Consider the following 18,270-nt stretch of genomic DNA (forward strand, 5'->3'; position numbering starts at 1 on the left):
CCTATCTATCAAAATTAACTATATAATGCTGCATGTCCGTGTTATAGTAACCTTCACTGTATTCGATCACATCGCCCATTTCATCATAGGAATAACGCGACCTCTTTAATAAAGATGTTTTCTCTTTCACACGCAATATTTCCGCCACAGACGAAGGTGCAATGGCAACAGCAAACCCATCCCGAAACTTTTCTAAAGAAATATCTTGTTCTTCAATCAAATCATATAAGGATTGCACGCTTAAATCTGATGGATCAGTCCCTTTTATACACCTTTTATCTAAATAATGCGTGAAATGAATATAGGGTACCCCATCAAGACGATAAAGCCGTTCGATTCTAAAACAATGCTCCCCGAATAATCGATATGGTTCTGATCCCTCTTGATTGCTTATAATTTCAGCTTGAAGCAATTGTTTTTGAATTTTATGCCCTTCTTCTACTAATACCTCCGTAAAACGTTTCCCTTTGGAAAGCTTTGACGCAGAAGTATTTCGGATAACCTTCGTGCCTTTGCCGCTCTTCTTTTCAAGATATCCTTCTAGAACAAGCTCATTTATCGCATTGCGGACAGTAATTTTGCTGACCGCGAATTCATTTTCCAATTGCGGTTCTGAAGGGATATTTGCTTCAAGAGGATACACACCATGCAAAATCCGATCTTTTAAGATTTTCTTTATTTGTAAATATAAGGGTCCTTTTTTTCGAGATACGTTCACTGTTACATCCACTACCTTTCTACATCGCCCACTGATTCCGTCATCGCGCGGAGGATATCACTCTCAGGTGACATCGGGGTATCGCCGGCAACCGTATGCGCAAGCATTGCTGCTGCTGCCGCAAACGCGACCGTTTTTTCCGGTGAAAACCCTTCTGCCTCACCATGTACGATACCGCTCGTATAGGCATCTCCAGCACCTATTCTATCATAGACGGAAAACGTGAGTTCTTTTGAAAAGGTGAATGCTTGATTCTTAAACATAAAGCCCTGCAAGGAATGAGTATTGTCGCCATTGATTGAACGATGCGTACCCGCTATGACGGAGATATTGTACTTTTTTGCAACCGCTGGAATCAGATCCATAAGCTGTTCAGTCCGTTCTTCCTTCTCTGTTTCCATACCAAGAACCAACATCGCATCTTTTTCATTCATCATGACAAGATCTGACAGATGCAGCATTTCTTCATATTCCGGCTTCGCTTTTTCATACCCGTCATTCCCCCAAAGAGACGGGCGGTAGTTGCAATCGAAGACAACTGTGCCGCCATTTTCTTTGACCGCTGCTGCGAACGTTTTCATATGAAGGCGGACCAAATCATTCATCGCAAGTGTTATACCGCAAAAATGAACAATATCGATTTTTCTGGCTATCTCCTCAAACTCATACGTTCCTTCAGGGGCTGTATTGAAGCTGCTTTCCTGACGATTTGAATAGGTTACGCGGCTCGGCCGCGCTCCGAATCCATTTTCTAAAAAGTACATGCCAACATATTTCCCATCCCGGACAATGAATGATTGAGCAACTCCCAGTTTTCGAAGGTACGAAAGGGCAGCTTCACCAATTGTATTATCCGGCAATGCGGATACAAGATACCCAGTATGCCCAAAACGTGCAAGCGCTGATGCGACATTCACGCCTGTCCCTGAGAAGGAATAGTTTAATGTGCCGGCTTGTGACAAGAGTTCATATCCCGGTACTTGCAAGCGCATCATGATCTCACCAAAAGCCGCAATTTTTTTAGCCATTTTGATCAGCCAAGTTCTTCATCGTTTCAAGTAATTCCCGCACATCGCTGACATTTGTTTTTCCGGTTTCTTTATCAATGATCGATGAATACACATGAGGAATAACTTGCGGTACGTTCGCTTCCAGGGCAATGCGCAAGATGGCTTCAAAATTCTCTTTGTCGATTCCGCCAGTCGGCTCAAGCGCAAATCCTTCTTCGCCGCATGCTTCTGCAACAGCACGGAACTCGTCTTCACGGCTTAATCCTTGCATTGGGAAGTATTTCAATGCATTGCCTCCCATATCGCGCACAAGGGCAATAGCCGTTTTTACCGGCACAATCGCATGCTCGTCCTGTGCAGCGCTAACTGGTCCTGTTGAGATATTCACATAACCTGGGCGTCCTGTCGGAGATACCAGGCTGTTGATCCAGCTGTCTTTCTCCCCAAGGTTGGCACGTGTTGCTCCTACAGAAGGGAAAACTTGGTTAATATGACTGCCAGGGTAGTGTTTCGCAATCTCCGCCACTACAGCAGCCTGGCGATTGTCACCTGCACCCAGTCCAATCGATACGGCCTCCTCAATTGCTTTTCCGTATTCTTTCATCGCCTCAACCGCTTCTTCAGCTGTTGGATAATCTTTTGAAAGAACACCGACTAAAACATGCCCTTCTGCCGCTTCAAATACTTCTTTTGCATTTTCTATGCTGCTGGCCAGAACATTTAATGCAACACGATCTTTGTAAAACCGTTTTGTTATAGTTGACATTTTATTTTCCCCCTTCTGCTAATTCGCGTATTTTTGCTTCAATGACATGGATATCATCGCCTTGCAGCGGACGCGGATCGATATCGAAATAGCCTTGTCTCACACCATAATCACGTGTGTAGATGGCAATGTCCCCTTCACGCAGTCCCGCTGCGACATCTTTTGCAGTAGTATTTAACTTCTCTGGATCTATTTGAATGCGTGCTCGGAAAATGGCCCGGCCCGCTTCATCCTGTACAATCGTTACATTGACTCCTTGAATCTCCTTCAACGGCATTAACACTTGCAAGGCATCTTTTTCTTGTTCGCTTTTATCTTCCTTTACGCCGTACTCATCAAGTGCCTGAAGGAGGCCAAACGTCGTTTCTTTGCCGACTTTCATGCTTCTTCCAATACAATGAAGCTGCACTTTCAGCCATTCAATGTAGGTTCTCTTCCCGCCAACGATTCCGGAAGTCGGTCCTTCAATCGCCTTTGAACCGCTGTAAATCGCAAGATCCGAGTATTTCACATATTTCTGAAGATCTTCTTCCGCAGCAGCATCCACAATAAGCGGTACGCCGTTTTGCTTGGCAACCTCCCATGCTTCCTCAACAGAAATCATGTTTTTTTGAACAGCATGATGCGATTTGACATAAAGAATGGCTGCTGTGTTTTCTGAAATGGCCTCTTCAACATGTTCTGCCTTCCCTTCATTGGCATAGCCAACTTCAACGAGCTTTCCTCCGCCTAAATAGATCATCGTTTCAACCGGTGCTCCGTATTGGACATTGTGGCCCTTCAGCATGATGATTTCATTTTGAGGAATGAGTTCTTGATGAAGGCGCTCGCTCTTCCGGCGATTCCCTTTTGTTACCAGCGCCGCAACCGAAAGCGCAATCCCGCTTGATGCAGAGTTTACGATAACGGCTGCCTCTGAACCAAGGATATCCGCTGCATAATCACCGGCTTTATCCACTAAATCTGCGATCTCTACATACCTTTGACCGCCTTGTTTCATCGCATCCATCACGGTATCCGCCGGAGCTGATACTCCCAGGATACTCATTCGGCCGCTTGCATTAATCACTCGCTTCAGTCCATATTTAGCATTTAATGAATTCGCCATTTGCTACCACTCCTTTTGTTTCAATCCTTTTTTCCGCTACCCGTTCATCCCCTTCGGAATCGATGAGAGTAATTGGATTGCTTTGAACGGTAAATAGGGTTAAGTTCGCAGAGTCACCAACCTTGATTCGTCCAAGTTCCGGTTTTTCAAGCCAGCCTGCAGCATGGGTTGTGACAGCTGCGATCACCTCTTCAAGTGCGTATCCTAAATAAAGGAATTTCGTTAAAACATTTGCCATGCTATAGACGGGACCGTTTTCTCGGTTCCCGCGGTAGATATCTGTGCTGATTGTATTTAAACCTATGAGATTAGCCTTTGCTGCTTCCGCAGCCTTAAATGAAAAACTTGCCGTTCCGTGACCGACATCCAAATGCACGCCGCGATTAATCGCATCCGTAAACACTTGAAGCGGTTTATTTTTATCATCAAAAAGGTTATTTTCTTTCCCGTTGAGATAATGAGTAATCACATCTCTTTTTTCCAAGAGCGGAATGACCTCTTCAATGTTTGGCGGTCCGGAGCCGATGTGCACCATTAAGGGCAGAGATGTTTCCCTTGAAAGGGCCCGGGCAATACGCAAAGGATCAATGCCGCTGTCACGAACGACACTTTTACTAATTCGCGCCTTTAATCCAACAATGAAATCTTTATGCTCTTGTACCGCCTGTACAGCTTTCTCTGTATCGATCCATTCTAACTTAGATAATTCATCCACTCGTTTTAAACCAATCCGGGAAATGTTTAAAAAAGCAAACAAATTCGTTTTGGCCCGTGCCCTGCTCGCAGCAAGATCCGCAATCCGGTCCGCCCCGCAGCTTCCCGCATCTACGATGGTGGTAACACCTTGTTTTACTCCTATTTCATCGATTTCATCGCCGTACGGATCAAATTCAGGAAAGGCATGGACATGTAAATCAATCCAGCCGCTTGAAACATAGACACCTGAGTAATCGAATACTTCCTCTCCACATCCGCTCCCAGCCTTTGTCAGCTCGGCAATTTTACCGTCTTCAACCACAATATCCATTTCCTCTTCATTCACAAGCTTTACATTACGCAATACAAACCGTTCCCTCATACCTGTCACCCTTTTCCATGATCCTTTCGGAACGCGCTTACATTTATAACTAGTATTTCTTTTCACACCTGAAGGATATCATAGAAAACCAATAAAGTAAATATAACGTTATAATGTTTAAAATAAAAATATATAACGTTATAATGTTTATTAGAAAATGACTCTCTTAAATTTCTTTGTAAACAAAAAAAAGGAAAGGGACTCTTTGTCCGCTTTCCTCAAATTTTTTAAAATAGTGAATGGATGAAGTACTACTTTTCATTCACACCTTTATTTCTTTTATTCATTTGGAGAGAACCTTATATTGGGCCTCTCTGATTGGCTCTCTGCCAATTCCTTAATCACCGTTTTAGCTTTACCTGCAAATTCAACAGAAGCCTCATGATAGTTCCGGCCGTTTTTAATCAAAGAAAAATCACCGATCCTGATTTTTAGCCGAGTGCTCCTGCCCCGCTCCTCAAGCTGATATAGATAAGCTATATCCCCTTCTTTTACCTTTTCTTCCCACTTTGAGACGAAAAGTGAAATCTTTAACTCCTTTTGAGGCTCTGCATTTATGATCGTGGTGATAGATTGCCCTCCGTCAGGAAGCTCCCAGACCACCTTGCTTCCCTTCCTCATGGCTCCTTCAGGATAACCCTCAGGGAGTTCATCCCATTGTGCTACATATTTTGTTTCTGTCAGCACCCTCCAAATTGTTTCTGTGCTGGCGTCGATAAGGATCTCTTCATTTACAAACATAGAATCTGCCATAAAGAACCTCCTTTTATTCAGCCGGATACGTTTTCTGCAAAAACGTAATTGACTCCTGAATCAGCTTCTTAAGCACCTCAACATCAATATCAGCCACTTTGTTTATGTAGACGCATGCCTTCCCGTTCGTATGCTTTCCAAACTCCTTTAAAAGCTCTTCCCGCTTCGTTTCACCAGGCGCAAAGTATAAACTGATTTTTGCCTTCCGGGGTGAAAAGCCGACAAGCGGAGCATCCCCTTCATGACCTGACGCATATTTATAATGATAAGAACCGAATCCAATAATGCTTGGCCCCCACATCTTAGCTTCATAGCCGGCCGTTTCTGTAAAAATATCAAGCAGCTGGTAAGCATCCTCCCGCTTCTTCGGTGAATCAACGGCTTCAATAAATTCAATCACACTGTTGTCAGTCTGCTTCGTTTTCAATTCGTACGCCAAAGAATTGCTCCTTTACAGGTCTTTTTTCAAGTAGTGATGCTTAAAGTCTCTCCCAACTCCATCAAGAGTGCCATATACCTCGTACCCATGCTTTTTGTAAAAATCAACTGCCTGAAAGCTGAGGGTGTCTACTTTAACAAAGTCGCATTTTTTGAGCGCGGCAAGGTTCTCCGCTTCTGCCAGAAGCTTTGATCCATGCCCCGAATGGCGCAGGTCCTCATCGATCATAAGGGTATGGATCTCAAGCCAGTTCCAGCAGATTTCTCCTAAAATGCCTCCGCGGACCATGCCGTTTTCATCTTTGAGGTACAAATTGATTTCTTCATATCTGCCGTTTAAATCCTCCGGAAAGTGCAAGGAATTGTACTCATAGAGCTTCTGATTGACGATATTTTTGCTGTACGGATTATCTTCTTTTATAATGCAGTATTTCATATGCTGTCTCCCTGTCTAATTTTTATGTTACTTAATAATTCTTTTTAAAGATGCCAGTTCCTTTTTCTTTACGCTTTTTTTCAGCGAAACAATCAAAAAAGCTGCAGATGTTCAGCAGCTCCGCCTCATTCATTTTACAACACCAAGAACAAATCCGTCATCGTCTTCCGGCAAAACCCGTGCCTGCCAAATACTGCTGTAGCCGCCAAGCGTTCCTATTTCAAGAATCTTTTTCGCACCAATCAGCTTCGCCAGCAAGTAAAGGTGCTTGCCTTGATTAGGTGCCACATCAATCTCAGGCAGCCCCGCTTCTTCTAAGAACCGAAGTAAAGGTGCCTGATCCCAGCTTTATTAACGGGGAATCAGCCACCTATTCCATAAACAAAAAAGCCATCTCCAGCAATTACCAGAGCTGGCTTACTTTCATTTCACAATCTGAAGTTTCTTAGCTTTTGCTGCTCCCGCTGCAACAGCTGCTCTTCCCACAGCATTCGCAACGCTTGATGCGACCCTCATATCCAAGACATGTGGAATGATGTAATTTGGGTTCAATTCGGGATCGGAGACAAGTTCAGCTATAGCATACGCAGCAGCCAGATTCATATCCATTGTGATATCCGCAGCCCGGACATCAAGGGCTCCGCGGAAAATCCCCGGGAATGCGAGTACGTTATTTACCTGGTTAGGGAAATCTGAGCGGCCAGTTCCTACGACTGCGGCTCCTGCTGCAAGAGCTTCTTCCGGGTAAATTTCCGGAGTAGGGTTCGCAAGTGCCAGTACGATGGCATCGCTGTTCATCTTTTTAACCATGCTCCCGGTTAATGCTGCCGGACCAGACACGCCAATGAACACATCTGCGTCTTTGATGGCATCGTTCAGGGTTCCGCGCTTTCTTTCCAAATTGGTGACTTCCGCGATTTTTGCTTGAATGTTATTCATCCATTGTTCACCTGGGCAAAGGATCCCTTCCAAGCTGACAAGCGTGATGTCCTTTACACCAGCTTCAAGAAGCAGCTTGGCTATCGCGATTCCAGCTGAACCCGCTCCGTTGAGAACAAGCTTGATATCCTGTTTCTCCTTTTTCACCAATCGTAAAGCGTTTATGAGTGCTGCAAATACTACAATCGCCGTTCCATGCTGATCATCGTGAAAGACCGGTATATTCAATTCCTTTTTAAGCCGTTCTTCAATTTCAAAGCAGCGTGGTGCAGCAATATCTTCCAGGTTTATTCCGCCAAAGGTTGGTTCTAGCGCCTTAACAATCTTCACGATTTCATCCGGGTCTTTTTCAGCGAGGCATAGGGGAAATGCATCAACTCCGCCAAACTGCTTAAACAGCACAGACTTTCCTTCCATAACAGGCATCGCAGCAGCCGGACCAATGTCGCCCATTCCTAATACAGCCGTTCCATCCGTCACGATCGCCACCATGTTGCTTCGAGCTGTCAGGTTGTAGCCTTCTTCCCGGTCTTCTGCAATGACTCTGCATGACTCTGCCACTCCGGGTGTATAAGCAAGACTTAAATCATAAGCCGATTTGATTTCTACTTTTCCGGTAATTTCAATTTTTCCAGTAAGCTCTTGGTGGAGCTTCAGTGCTTTTTCTCTTATTTTTAATTCATTCATTTATCCATTACTCCTTTACTTCATCGTTAACTCAGCAGCTTCATTAAAATCGTTGCCAATATAACCGTTGATGCGCCGCCTAGTCTTGTCGCTACTTGAGCAAATGGCATTAGTGACATCCGGTTGGAAGCAGAAAGGATGGCTACATCCCCTGTTCCGCCTAAGCCGCTGTGACAGCCTGTCACGATCGCTGAGTCAACAGGGTACATCTTCATGAATTTTCCGGTGATGTAGCCGGTTCCTACCATGGCAATGACAACGCTTGCGCAAACCGCAATATAACCAGGTGTTACAATTTTCACTACATCTTCAAGCGGGATGAAAAGAATCCCTAATCCAACCATAAGAGGCCATGTTAAACTGGTCGAAATGAATTTATATAGATGGAATGATCCCTGCTCCATTTTAGCCGGGAGCAGCTGAAAGCATTTAACCAGGGTTGCGGCAACAATCATCAGTACAGGGCCCGGGATTCCTAGAAATTCATGCGCAAGTCCTCCGAAGATAAAGAAACTGCATGCAACCAGAAGACCCGCTCCCATAAGAGGAAAGTCAATCGTCTTTGAAAAGTTCGATTCTTCCTTGATTTGATCTCCGCCCTTTGTTTTAACCAATACTCCATTCCCCGTAAGCTCCGGTCTTCGCTCCCCTAAATTTTTCATTAATCCTGCACAAACGATGGCGATAATATTTCCGATTACGGCTGCTGGAATCATTTGTGATACATAGGATTCAGGTGATCCTCCGAGAATTTGCGAATAGCCGAGGGAGAGCGGCAAAATTCCCTCTCCGATTCCGCCTCCAATAATCGGAACAACAATATAAAAGAAAGTATGTTTCATATCATATCCAAACAGAGATCCTGTTAATAACGCTGCTGCAACCGCAGCAATCGTTCCGAGTGTAAGAGGAATGAACATCCTCATAAAGCCTTGTATTAATAAACTGCGGGTCATTCCAAGAATACTCCCAGCTACTAAAATAGAGATATAGAGATATAGGAAGTTCGACGTTTTCATTAACGTCGTGACAGCTTCCATTGAAGCAGGATTGAGTACATTATAAAAAACGAGAACCGAAGGCACTAACAGTGAGAGAATAGCTGGCCCTCCGATGCTTTTTAAAATTGGAATTTTCATGCCCAAGTCGCCAAGAAGTATGCCCATAACCATAATGACTGCAAATCCTCCAATCATATCCGGCGGCAGCTGATGATTAACAGAAGCTGCATAAATGATAAGGGCTAACACTACGTAAATAGGTAACGGGATAACCCCGATCTTTATTTGATTGATCTTAAACCATAAACTTTTCTTCTCTTCCTTTCTCTCAGGAAAAGGAAGCGTTTGCAATTTTTGAGCTTGTTTCACAGATATGACCTCCTATCTCTTCTGCCTTTAGGATAGTGGGCTTGTGAGGAAAATCATAGTTTATGAAACTTATGAAAGCGTTAAATAAATTAAAAAAAGTAAGCGGATGGCGGTCCGCTTACAAGTATTGGCTGATAACATGCCTTTTAAAATGATTCAATTCATGCTGGTATACCGGTCTTCCTATCGTTCCATAGCTCACTTTTACATCCAGGACACCGATGTCTATTAAGAACTTCAGGTACTTTCGGACAGAAACCCTGGATATCCCGACATGGATTACGACATCTTCAATGGAAAAGGTTCCTGTTTTTAATTGGAGAATGGCATTCCAGATGATTTTTAGCGTCTCCTGTGTCAATCCTTTTGGAAGTTCCTCTGGAAGATGCTTCTCTTCTTTGCGCAGCAGCTGCTGATCCAAATCTTTTTGATTGAGTGTATGCTGCTTTTGAATAAAGGCCGCTTTTTCTTGATAGGCAGACAGCGCATTATTAAATCGCTCATATTCGAAAGGCTTGATTAAATAATCCACTGCACCAAGCCTTAATGCTTTTTGGACTCGTTCCATATCGGATGCAGCCGAAATGACAATAACATCGATCTCTTTTTTCTTCTCTCTTATATACGATAATAAATCCAGGCCATTTTTCCCTGGCATAAAAATGTCGAGGAGCATGAGTTCGACTTCGTTCTTTTCCAATTCCTCCATTGCCTGATCCACAGTTGAACATACAGCCGCCAATATAAAACCGCCTACCTGCTCCAAATAGCGTTTGTTGAATTCGGCAACCATCGGATCATCTTCTACAATCATTACCCGGGTCATGATATGCCACCTTTGCTTTTATATGGAATATAAACGACTACTTTTGTTCCACGTCCTTCTTCTGAAGATATTTCCATTTCGCCGCTTAGCTTTTCTAGACTTTCCTTTACTAAAAAGAGACCAATTCCACGATTCTCTCCTTTGGTTGAAAATCCTTTTTTGAAAATACGACTTTGCACGACATCACTCATTCCTGCACCAGAATCTTTCACTTCAACCGTCAGAATTTCATCACCATAATCAAAATCAATGCTGATTTGCTTAGAGGAACTTCTTTCAATGGCTGCAAGAGAGTTATCAATTAAATTTCCGATAATCGTAATAAGATTATGTGTAATATCTGCATCTTCCGGTTCAGGCACATACAGGTCGGAAGTAAAGAAAAGCTCTGCCCCTTCTTCTCTTGCATGGCTTAACTTTCCAATTAAAAAACCGGCCAATACTGGGTCCTTTACTTTTCTCGAGATAAAACCGATCTCATCTTTGCTGTGACCGACAATTTCGCTTATATAAGCAGCAAGTTCATCATAGTGTCGCATATGAATCATGCCAAGAATAACATGCAGCTTATTCATGAATTCATGGGATTGAGCCCGCAGCGCTTCGGCATATAAACGAACGCCTGTCAGCTGCTCTGCAAGCTTGCTGATTTCCGTTTTATCCCGAAAAGTAGCTACGGCCCCCACTATGTTTTGATCCACAATCACCGGCACACGATTGATTAACAACGTGATTCCTTTTAATTCCTGTACTTCATCAAGCTCTGCCTCTCCGGTCTCTAGCACTCTGCGCAAAGTCGAAGTGGGCATGTATTCATTAATATCTTTGCCAATCGGATACTCGCTTCCAAGCCCGGCTTTATGAACAAGCTTTTCCGCCGCTTTATTGACAAGCGTAATTCTAGCATCCTGGTCAACAGCAATTACTCCTTCACGGACAGATTGCAGGACGGCACTTCTCTCTTGAAGGAGCTTTGCAATAGCAAAGGGTTCAAGCCCAAATAAGATCTTTTTAATGTATCTGGCCAAAAATACCGCTCCCGCAATTCCTGCCAGCACGCCAAAGATTGTTCCTATGTATAGATTGGACCGGCTTTTTCCGACGGCTTCGTTTACATTATCAAGGGATATACCAACTGCTGCTGCTCCTACTTCCTTTCCGTTGGAATCAAAGATTGGAGTAAAGGAGCGCAAAGAACGGCCCAGTGTGCCCTCGGAAATGCTTACATACTCTTTTCCCTGCAGAACAGCTCGTTCATCTCCGCCTACAAACTTCTTCCCTACCATCTCAGAATCCGGATGAGACAGCCTTATTCCTTCCATATCCATGATGACAACGAATTGAACATTTGTAGACGATTTAATCTCATTTGCAAATCTTTGTACTTCTTGTTTACTTCCCCTTCCACTTAAAGCAGCAATTACAAGGGGAGAATGCGCCATCATGCGCGCCACATTTCCTGCTTTTTCAGCCTGACTGTCTTCCACACTTTGCGTTACCGTATCGCTAATCAGCAAATTGGTGACCAAAAGCGAAAAAGCCACAACGGTACAGACAAAAATGGTGATTGTAACTTGCAGGCTCCATTTTCCTTTTTTCATTTGATTCACCTCGGTGATCCTCGCTATTTATCTATTATACAAAAGTTTGGATGGCAACGGACCTGTTCTCGGCTGGTTTAAAAAAAGCAGGATTTTTAATGCGGAGGAGCATCACTCTGAATTGAATGGCTGGACTGGCGATACAAATGAATAGTACATGGGGGAACCACCAAGTAATGATGCAGTTTCAAGGATGAAATCAACTGCTAAATACTCATCTTAAAGACTAAATGTAAGAGCAGGAAAAAACAAAAGAGCAAGATCCCAATCTCAAGCCTTGCTCTCAATTTTATTCCCACTTAAACGTAAAGCTCGCCACGATAAATGCTCCCACAACCCAGCATCCTAAAATTAAGGTTTCAGTTCCAAGTTCCAAAAAGGATGCTCCGACGTTCATGACTTCCCTTAATGCATGGCTTAAGTGGGAAATCGGGAGCACATAGACAATCGGCTGCAAAAAGTCGGGCATATTTTTAATCGGGAAAAAGACGCCTCCTAAGAAGAGCATAGGGAAGGAAAGGAATCCTGCGATCGGCGCAGCGCTTTCCGGTGTTTTTGCAATTCCGGCAATGATAAATCCGGTCGCCATAAAGGCAAGAGTACCTAAAATCACGAATGCGATCAGTGTCAGCCAGGATCCGCGCACATCCACTCCGAAAATCAGCTGGGCAATGATGAGCACAAGCAGTGCCTGCAAGCCATTAAGCATTAGACGAGCCGTTATCTGCGCCGCAATGAAGGTGGATGCCTTAAGCGTCGTTCCCTGCATTCTTCTCAAAATGCCCCGCTCTCTCCACGCAGCAATTTGCCCGGCTACCCCGTTCATGTTGTTGCTCATAATCATCATCGCCACAATTCCGGGTACCAAAAAGTCAATATACTGCAGGTTCAGCGTTTCTATTCCTTTTGCCTCAGTGACGACCACAGGCTTGTAATCTGCTTTTTCTTTGCTGATCTGATCAACCGCTCCGTTTACAAGCTGCAGACCAACCTGCGAGACCGCCGTATCTGTTTCGTCATAATAGACGGGGAGTTTGAAAGGAGACTCTTGACCAAGCTCTTCACTATACCCTTTTGGAATCACAATCAAGATTTGCAGATTTCCCTTTTTCACCTCATTGAAGGCTTTGTCCTCCTTCGGCTCCATTTCAAGCTCCATCGCCTTGTTTTTCTTTAATGCCGCAACAAAAGCATTCGATTCACCTGATTGATCTTGATCGACGACTCCAACCGTAACCGACATGCTGCTGCCATTCCCGAGAAACGACCCGAGCATGATCATAAGAAAAATCGGAAACGCAAGCGTCCAAAATAATACCTGGCGATTGCGGAGGAAAATACGCAGCTGGGTTAACGTTAATTGCCAATATGCCTTCATGCTTCCCGCAGCCTCCTTCCCGTCATATGGATAAAGACGTCCTCAAGTGTTGCCGTTCGAATTTGTAAATCTGCCAATTTCAAGCCCAGGTCTGCAGCCGTTTGAATGAGGCTCGTTAAGGTTGCCTGAAGATTATCCGTATACAGAATGGTTGCATCCTTCTGCTTTCCAACCTGCTTGACGCCCTCAATTTGAGTGAGATCCATCTCAGCTGCTTCTTCCTCAAACCGGAATTCCACCGCATTTTCAGAGTGAAGACTGCGCACAAGCTCGGCCGGGGTATCGAGTGCAATAAGATTCCCCTGATCCATAATGGCAATTCTGTCGCAAAGAACATGGGCCTCATCCATGTAATGAGTAGTCAAAACAACCGTAACTCCCTTTTCCTTCAGATTAAAAATAATATCCCACAGTGTTCTTCTGGCCTGGGGATCAAGTCCTGTTGTCGGCTCATCCAGAAAAATAATCAGCGGATCATGCACAAGAGCGAGCGCAATTGCAAGTCTCTGCTTCTGTCCGCCTGACAGGCTTTTGATCCGGCTCTTCGTTTTATCCGTGAGCAGCATATCCTCGATCAGCGGATGAATCGGAATCTGCTTCTTGTAAAAACTCGCATACAAATGGAGGATCTCCTCCACCGTCAAAAGCTCAAAAAGAGTTGTCGACTGCAGCTGGACACCAATGACTTCCTTCACCTTCTTTAAATCCCTCACCACATCAAACCCGCCAATATCAGCCGAACCGCCATCCGGCTTCCGCAGTCCCACCAGCATCTCCAAAGTGGTCGTCTTCCCCGCACCATTCGGACCAAGCACTCCAAACACTTCGCCTTTAAATACGTCAAAAGCGATGCCATTAACCGCTGTAAAATCCCCATATGTTTTGACCAAGCCATTCACACTGATAATCTGTTCCTGAGCACTCATTTTTTCACACTCCAAAATGAGACAGTTTGCTGCTGCCTCAGATTTGTTTCTATTGGTATGTATTCTTTGCGTGAGGCCTTTATCCCTTTGTTTCAATTTCAATACTTCATACTCTTTATCTGCAAGCCTGCTGAGATGTTGCTTAATAAAAGTTCAATCTTTGCAAACTTCCACAGTAAACATTTGGACTTATCATCCAGTGTCAGTGCAGTATAATGAAAGTAAGAAATACTTATTGAAGTTTGATATTTGCAAACTTCACATAGAATGAAAACAAAATCTCTTTTCACTATTAAGGAAGGAGGATTCCTGTGACATTAGATCAGCGATGTGTGGGGATATTAAACAAAATTGTGCAAACTCCCCGTTATGTGCCGACTTCAGAGATTATGGAAGAGATGAACATTTCGAAGCGGACTGTCTATTATGATGTCGATAAGATAAATGATTGGCTGAAGAATCACGGGCTTGAAGCATTAAATTATATCCGCTCTGCCGGTTTTTATGTATCCGATGTGACACGTGAACAAATCAAACAAAAAATCGCACAAACCCGGCAAGCTCATGTGTATGAAGATTCTCCCAGGGAAAGAAAAGCCTGGGCCGTGATGATGATTCTTACAAGGGAAAAACCTGTTTTTCTTAAAACGTTTCTTGACCGTTTTCTTGTTAGCCGAAGCACCATGCTTATGGATATTAAACAGATAAAACAAGAGCTAAGCAGCTACAACCTAATTCTTCATTTCAAAAAAGAAAAAGGGTACTATCTATCAGGATCTGAGCAAGACAAACGAAGTGCATTGGTTTCATATATCACAGAGCTGATTGACGGACATGGATTAGATCAGCTTTTAGCTGAAGTCCAGCACAGCTTAACAGCATGCGGACCAACTCCTCTACAAGACTTTAATAGACTCACAATCCATGAGATTCATACTCTATTAAATGAGGCGGAGCAGGTAATAGGTGTCAGGTTTACTGATGACATTATCAATCAAATGAGTGTCCACCTTGCTTCATTCATTAAACGTTTTGCTCAATCAAAATTTGTAACAATGAATGATGTAGAAAAACAGGTTATTAAACAAACAAAAGAATTTCAGGCAGCTACATCCATTTGCTTAAAAATTGAAAACGTTTACCATATTTCTGTTCCGGAAGATGAAGTTTATTATCTAACAACCTATCTTCTGGGAGCCAAAATCAGCGAATATAAACGGGAACCGATTGATGATCAAGATGCTTTAAACATGAAGAAAATCATCACCAGGATGGTAGATTCCTTTCAAACGTATGCATGCGTAGTATTTACAGAAAGACAGGCTCTGGAGAAAAACCTATTTTTGCATTTAAGGCCTGCATACTATCGAATTAAATATGGAATTGACCTGGAAAACCCACTGACTTCATCTGTAAAAGATAAATATCAGGATATTTACTTGTTAACAGAAAAAGTGATTTATCATTTTGAAGATGTGCTTGGAAAAAAGGTTTCTAAAGATGAAATTGCCTATGTAGCCCTGCATTTTGGGGGCTGGATCGAGAAAGAAGGAGTTTCAGTAAAAGCCCGGAAGAAAGCGGCAGTTGTATGCGGAAGCGGGATTGGAACCTCTCGAATTGTGCAAAAACAGCTGGAAGATTTAATTCCAACATTAGATGTGGTTAAGGTAATGACAAAACGAGAATATCATGAAAGCGAGCTCGGACAGATTGATTATGTCATCTCGACAACTCCTATTCAGAAACGAGATGTTCCTGTTTTCATTGTTCATCCCATTTTAACCCATACTGAAAAGGCCAATCTGCTTTCACAAATAGAAGCTTCTCCTAATTCTTCACTGCCGGGGGAAATTGAAGCATTAATGACCATAATGAAAAAACATGGTGTGATTACGGATGAAAAAGGACTGCAGCAAGAACTCTCCCAATACTTTATAGCAAATCGATCATCAGATAATGAGGGGAGGAAGAAACCAATGTTAAATGACATCTTAACCAAAGACACCATTCAGTTTGCAGATCGGATTGACAGCTGGAAGGAAGCGATAAAGCTTGGTGCAAAGCCTCTTTTAGCAAATAAGTCGATTAAGGAAAGCTATATCGAGGCAATGATCACCAATGTAGAAAAACTCGGACCTTATATAGTCATTGCTCCAAAAATCGCTTTGCCGCACGCACGCCCGGAAGATGGAGTAAACAAAGTAGGAATGAGTTTTCTCAGAATAAAAGAGGGCTGTTCTTTTACAGAAAAACCTGAGCACCGAGTAAACCTTTTATTCGTTCTGGCAGCAATCGACAATGAAACGCACTTAAAAGCATTATCTCAATTTTCAATGATGCTCTCAAATCCAGAAAATATCAATAAACTGGAACAAGCCGAAACAACAGATGAGGTTTTAGCCGTTATCGAAAAATATTCAACCAATTAGGAGGAAAAATGATGAAAAAGATTTTAGTAGTTTGCGGGAATGGATTAGGAAGCAGCTTTATTGTTGAAATGAATGTAAAAACGATTTTAAATGAGCTTGGCGTTCAAGCAGAAGTATCCCATACAGATTTAACAACAAGTAAATCTGAGCAGGCTGACCTGTATTTAGGATCAAAGGATTTAGTAGAATCACTTGATGATGGAACAAGAACCGTCGAAGGGTTAACGAATATTTTAGACACAAATGAGCTTAAAGGGGTCTTAGAAAAACACATTAAATAGAAAGAACTGCTCAAGTAAAGGGGAGGGTCTCAAATGATTGATTTTATTATGAAGGATGTGCTGGGTACACCAGCCATTCTTGTTGGATTGTTTGCTTTTATTGGACTGGTTCTCCAGAAAAAGGGGCTTGCAGATACGGTTTCAGGAACACTGAAAACCATTATGGGATTTGTTATTCTCGGTGCCGGAGCCACGATATTAATTGGTGCTCTTGACGTTTTTGGCAGCATGTTCGAAAAAGCGTTCAATATTCAGGGAATTATCCCAAACAACGAAGCGATTGTAGCGATTGCACAAGAAACGCTTGGAACGGAAACAGCCATGATCATGCTTTTCGGGATGCTCGTTAACATCCTGATTGCGCGGTTCACTCGGTTCAAATACATTTTCTTAACTGGACATCATACTTTATTTATGGCTTGCTTACTGTCTGCTGTATTCGCAACAGGCGGAATAACGGGCATTCCGTTAATTATTATTGGATCACTAATATTAGGGAGTTTAATGGTGCTCATGCCAGCACTGCTCCAGCCATATGTACGGCAAATTACAGGCAATGACAGCATCGCTCTTGGCCATTTTGGATCCATTGGATATTTCACTTCTGCCTTTCTGGCAAAACGAGTAGGAGACAAATCGAAATCAACTGAGGATATCAAAGTGCCTAAATCCCTTGGATTTTTACGCGATACATCAGTGGCAATGAGCTTAACTATGACAATCCTCTTCTTGATTGTCGCGCCGATTGCAGGAAAAAGCTTTGTCGAAGCAGAACTTAGCAGCGGCACCAACTTCCTTGTATTCTCATTTATGCAGGCAATCACTTTCGCTGCTGGGGTGTACATTGTATTAGCAGGGGTCCGGATGTTAATTGCTGAAATCGTTCCTGCATTTAAAGGAATCGCGGATAAAGTTGTAAAAGATGCGAAGCCCGCACTTGATGCACCTGCCGTTTTCCCTTTCGCACCAAATGCTGTAATCATTGGCTTTCTATCAAGCTTTTTAGCTGGGGCCCTATCAATGTTTATCTTGCCTTTACTGGGCTTAAAAATAATTGTACCAGGCCTCATCCCCCATTTCTTCACAGGTGCCGCTGCTGGTGTATTCGGAAACGCCACTGGCGGCAGACGCGGCGCAATTATTGGAGCATTTGCCAACGGGCTATTAATCTCGTTTTTACCGGCTCTGTTATTGCCTGTCCTTGGATCATTAGGATTTGAAGGGACAACGTTTGGAGATTCGGACTTTGGGGTTGTTGGAATATTGATTTCATTCATAATTAAACTGTTTACGTAAAAGAAAAAAATACCTTTTATCCAATCCATTAAAGAGTAAAGCCAGAGGAAACTTTGGCTTTTTTTCTTATTAAGAAGGATGAGAGTAAGAAAACAAGGCCACATTATCAACATCTCTTCCCTTGCCGTACACTTAGCGGTTGTTGCAATCTCCGTTTGCAGAGGAACAGTCTCAATCCTTGATTTGGATACTCAATGAGAGTGTATGATTCCCCTAAGCAGGCACAATCC

The 18,270-nt window shown here is 43.1% G+C and carries 17 protein-coding genes and 1 pseudogene; 3 read left to right on the top strand and 15 right to left on the bottom strand.

The features are described from left to right. Nucleotide 1: 1 nt before the first annotated feature. The 15 genes and pseudogenes from QFZ72_RS26630 to QFZ72_RS26700 all read right to left on the bottom strand — a co-directional run bounded on the left by QFZ72_RS26630 (nucleotide 2) and on the right by QFZ72_RS26700 (nucleotide 14,034). Complete coding sequence (locus tag QFZ72_RS26630; protein ID WP_307439309.1) at nucleotides 2-730, bottom strand: GntR family transcriptional regulator; 729 nt, start codon at nucleotides 728-730, stop codon at nucleotides 2-4. Next, nucleotides 730-1,746, bottom strand: a complete 1,017-nt coding sequence (locus QFZ72_RS26635; protein WP_307439311.1) for a sugar kinase — start codon at nucleotides 1,744-1,746, stop codon at nucleotides 730-732. The genes QFZ72_RS26630 and QFZ72_RS26635 overlap by 1 nt, the downstream gene beginning before the upstream one ends. Continuing rightward, nucleotides 1,739-2,494: a 2-dehydro-3-deoxy-phosphogluconate aldolase gene (dagF, locus tag QFZ72_RS26640; protein WP_307439313.1), complete on the bottom strand. Its 756-nt coding sequence runs from the start codon at nucleotides 2,492-2,494 to the stop codon at nucleotides 1,739-1,741. Before dagF ends, QFZ72_RS26635 begins: the two co-directional genes overlap by 8 nt. A gap of 1 nt (nucleotide 2,495) precedes the next feature. Then, on the bottom strand, nucleotides 2,496-3,602 hold the full coding sequence (locus QFZ72_RS26645) for a DgaE family pyridoxal phosphate-dependent ammonia lyase (protein WP_307439315.1): 1,107 nt from the start codon (nucleotides 3,600-3,602) through the stop codon (nucleotides 2,496-2,498). Next, complete coding sequence (locus QFZ72_RS26650; RefSeq protein WP_307439317.1) at nucleotides 3,580-4,680, bottom strand: amidohydrolase/deacetylase family metallohydrolase; 1,101 nt, start codon at nucleotides 4,678-4,680, stop codon at nucleotides 3,580-3,582. Before QFZ72_RS26650 ends, QFZ72_RS26645 begins: the two co-directional genes overlap by 23 nt. Before the next feature lie 279 nt (nucleotides 4,681-4,959). After that, the gene (locus QFZ72_RS26655; protein WP_307439319.1) at nucleotides 4,960-5,433 is read right to left on the bottom strand and encodes an SRPBCC domain-containing protein; all 474 of its coding nucleotides are present in this window, start codon (nucleotides 5,431-5,433) and stop codon (nucleotides 4,960-4,962) included. A 13-nt stretch (nucleotides 5,434-5,446) separates the two neighbouring features. Next, a complete protein-coding gene (locus QFZ72_RS26660; RefSeq protein WP_307439320.1) occupies nucleotides 5,447-5,872 on the bottom strand; it encodes a DUF1801 domain-containing protein in 426 nt (141 codons plus the stop codon). Nucleotides 5,873-5,884: 12 nt separating this feature from the next. Then, nucleotides 5,885-6,307 (bottom strand): GNAT family N-acetyltransferase, encoded by a 423-nt coding sequence (locus QFZ72_RS26665; RefSeq protein WP_223439241.1) that lies wholly within the window; start codon nucleotides 6,305-6,307, stop codon nucleotides 5,885-5,887. Nucleotides 6,308-6,469: 162 nt separating this feature from the next. Then, nucleotides 6,470-6,622: pseudogene (locus tag QFZ72_RS26670) on the bottom strand (O-methyltransferase); the annotation flags it as partial. 108 nt (nucleotides 6,623-6,730) lie between these two features. After that, nucleotides 6,731-7,933: an NAD(P)-dependent malic enzyme gene (locus QFZ72_RS26675; protein ID WP_307439324.1), complete on the bottom strand. Its 1,203-nt coding sequence runs from the start codon at nucleotides 7,931-7,933 to the stop codon at nucleotides 6,731-6,733. Nucleotides 7,934-7,959: 26 nt separating this feature from the next. Further along, nucleotides 7,960-9,285 (bottom strand): 2-hydroxycarboxylate transporter family protein, encoded by a 1,326-nt coding sequence (locus QFZ72_RS26680; protein WP_373464725.1) that lies wholly within the window; start codon nucleotides 9,283-9,285, stop codon nucleotides 7,960-7,962. Nucleotides 9,286-9,421: 136 nt separating this feature from the next. After that, on the bottom strand, nucleotides 9,422-10,129 hold the full coding sequence (locus QFZ72_RS26685) for a response regulator (protein WP_307439328.1): 708 nt from the start codon (nucleotides 10,127-10,129) through the stop codon (nucleotides 9,422-9,424). Continuing rightward, on the bottom strand, nucleotides 10,126-11,730 hold the full coding sequence (gene dcuS / locus QFZ72_RS26690) for a DcuS/MalK family sensor histidine kinase (protein ID WP_307439330.1): 1,605 nt from the start codon (nucleotides 11,728-11,730) through the stop codon (nucleotides 10,126-10,128). Before dcuS ends, QFZ72_RS26685 begins: the two co-directional genes overlap by 4 nt. Nucleotides 11,731-12,019: 289 nt before the next feature. Continuing rightward, nucleotides 12,020-13,108, bottom strand: a complete 1,089-nt coding sequence (locus QFZ72_RS26695; protein ID WP_307439331.1) for an ABC transporter permease — start codon at nucleotides 13,106-13,108, stop codon at nucleotides 12,020-12,022. After that, a complete protein-coding gene (locus tag QFZ72_RS26700; protein WP_307439333.1) occupies nucleotides 13,105-14,034 on the bottom strand; it encodes an ABC transporter ATP-binding protein in 930 nt (309 codons plus the stop codon). The genes QFZ72_RS26695 and QFZ72_RS26700 overlap by 4 nt, the downstream gene beginning before the upstream one ends. 311 nt (nucleotides 14,035-14,345) lie before the next feature. Between QFZ72_RS26700 and QFZ72_RS26705 the strand changes: the two genes are divergently transcribed. Genes QFZ72_RS26705 through QFZ72_RS26715 form a run of 3 tightly spaced genes read left to right on the top strand, consistent with a single transcriptional unit; the run spans nucleotide 14,346 to nucleotide 18,040 of the window. Further along, a complete protein-coding gene (locus QFZ72_RS26705; RefSeq protein WP_307439335.1) occupies nucleotides 14,346-16,463 on the top strand; it encodes a BglG family transcription antiterminator in 2,118 nt (705 codons plus the stop codon). A gap of 11 nt (nucleotides 16,464-16,474) precedes the next feature. After that, entirely contained in the window at nucleotides 16,475-16,744 is a 270-nt protein-coding gene (locus QFZ72_RS26710; protein WP_307439337.1) for a PTS sugar transporter subunit IIB, read from the top strand. A gap of 33 nt (nucleotides 16,745-16,777) precedes the next feature. After that, nucleotides 16,778-18,040 (top strand): PTS ascorbate transporter subunit IIC, encoded by a 1,263-nt coding sequence (locus QFZ72_RS26715; RefSeq protein WP_307439341.1) that lies wholly within the window; start codon nucleotides 16,778-16,780, stop codon nucleotides 18,038-18,040. Nucleotides 18,041-18,270: the final 230 nt, after the last annotated feature.

The organism is Bacillus sp. V2I10 (assembly GCF_030817055.1).
Classification (GTDB): Bacteria; Bacillota; Bacilli; order Bacillales; family Bacillaceae; genus Bacillus_P.

Excerpts from the sequence above, each read along its gene's own strand:
- QFZ72_RS26635 (WP_307439311.1), bottom strand. The coding sequence starts at position 1,746 with ATGGCTAAAAAAATTGCGGCTTTTGGTGAGATCATGATGCGCTTGCAA.
- dagF (WP_307439313.1), bottom strand. The coding sequence starts at position 2,494 with ATGTCAACTATAACAAAACGGTTTTACAAAGATCGTGTTGCATTAAAT.
- QFZ72_RS26645 (WP_307439315.1), bottom strand. The coding sequence starts at position 3,602 with ATGGCGAATTCATTAAATGCTAAATATGGACTGAAGCGAGTGATTAAT.
- QFZ72_RS26650 (WP_307439317.1), bottom strand. The coding sequence starts at position 4,680 with ATGAGGGAACGGTTTGTATTGCGTAATGTAAAGCTTGTGAATGAAGAG.
- QFZ72_RS26655 (WP_307439319.1), bottom strand. The coding sequence starts at position 5,433 with ATGGCAGATTCTATGTTTGTAAATGAAGAGATCCTTATCGACGCCAGC.
- QFZ72_RS26665 (WP_223439241.1), bottom strand. The coding sequence starts at position 6,307 with ATGAAATACTGCATTATAAAAGAAGATAATCCGTACAGCAAAAATATC.
- QFZ72_RS26675 (WP_307439324.1), bottom strand. The coding sequence starts at position 7,933 with ATGAATGAATTAAAAATAAGAGAAAAAGCACTGAAGCTCCACCAAGAG.
- QFZ72_RS26685 (WP_307439328.1), bottom strand. The coding sequence starts at position 10,129 with ATGACCCGGGTAATGATTGTAGAAGATGATCCGATGGTTGCCGAATTC.
- dcuS (WP_307439330.1), bottom strand. The coding sequence starts at position 11,730 with ATGAAAAAAGGAAAATGGAGCCTGCAAGTTACAATCACCATTTTTGTC.
- QFZ72_RS26695 (WP_307439331.1), bottom strand. The coding sequence starts at position 13,108 with ATGAAGGCATATTGGCAATTAACGTTAACCCAGCTGCGTATTTTCCTC.
- QFZ72_RS26700 (WP_307439333.1), bottom strand. The coding sequence starts at position 14,034 with ATGAGTGCTCAGGAACAGATTATCAGTGTGAATGGCTTGGTCAAAACA.
- QFZ72_RS26710 (WP_307439337.1), top strand. The coding sequence starts at position 16,475 with ATGAAAAAGATTTTAGTAGTTTGCGGGAATGGATTAGGAAGCAGCTTT.
- QFZ72_RS26715 (WP_307439341.1), top strand. The coding sequence starts at position 16,778 with ATGATTGATTTTATTATGAAGGATGTGCTGGGTACACCAGCCATTCTT.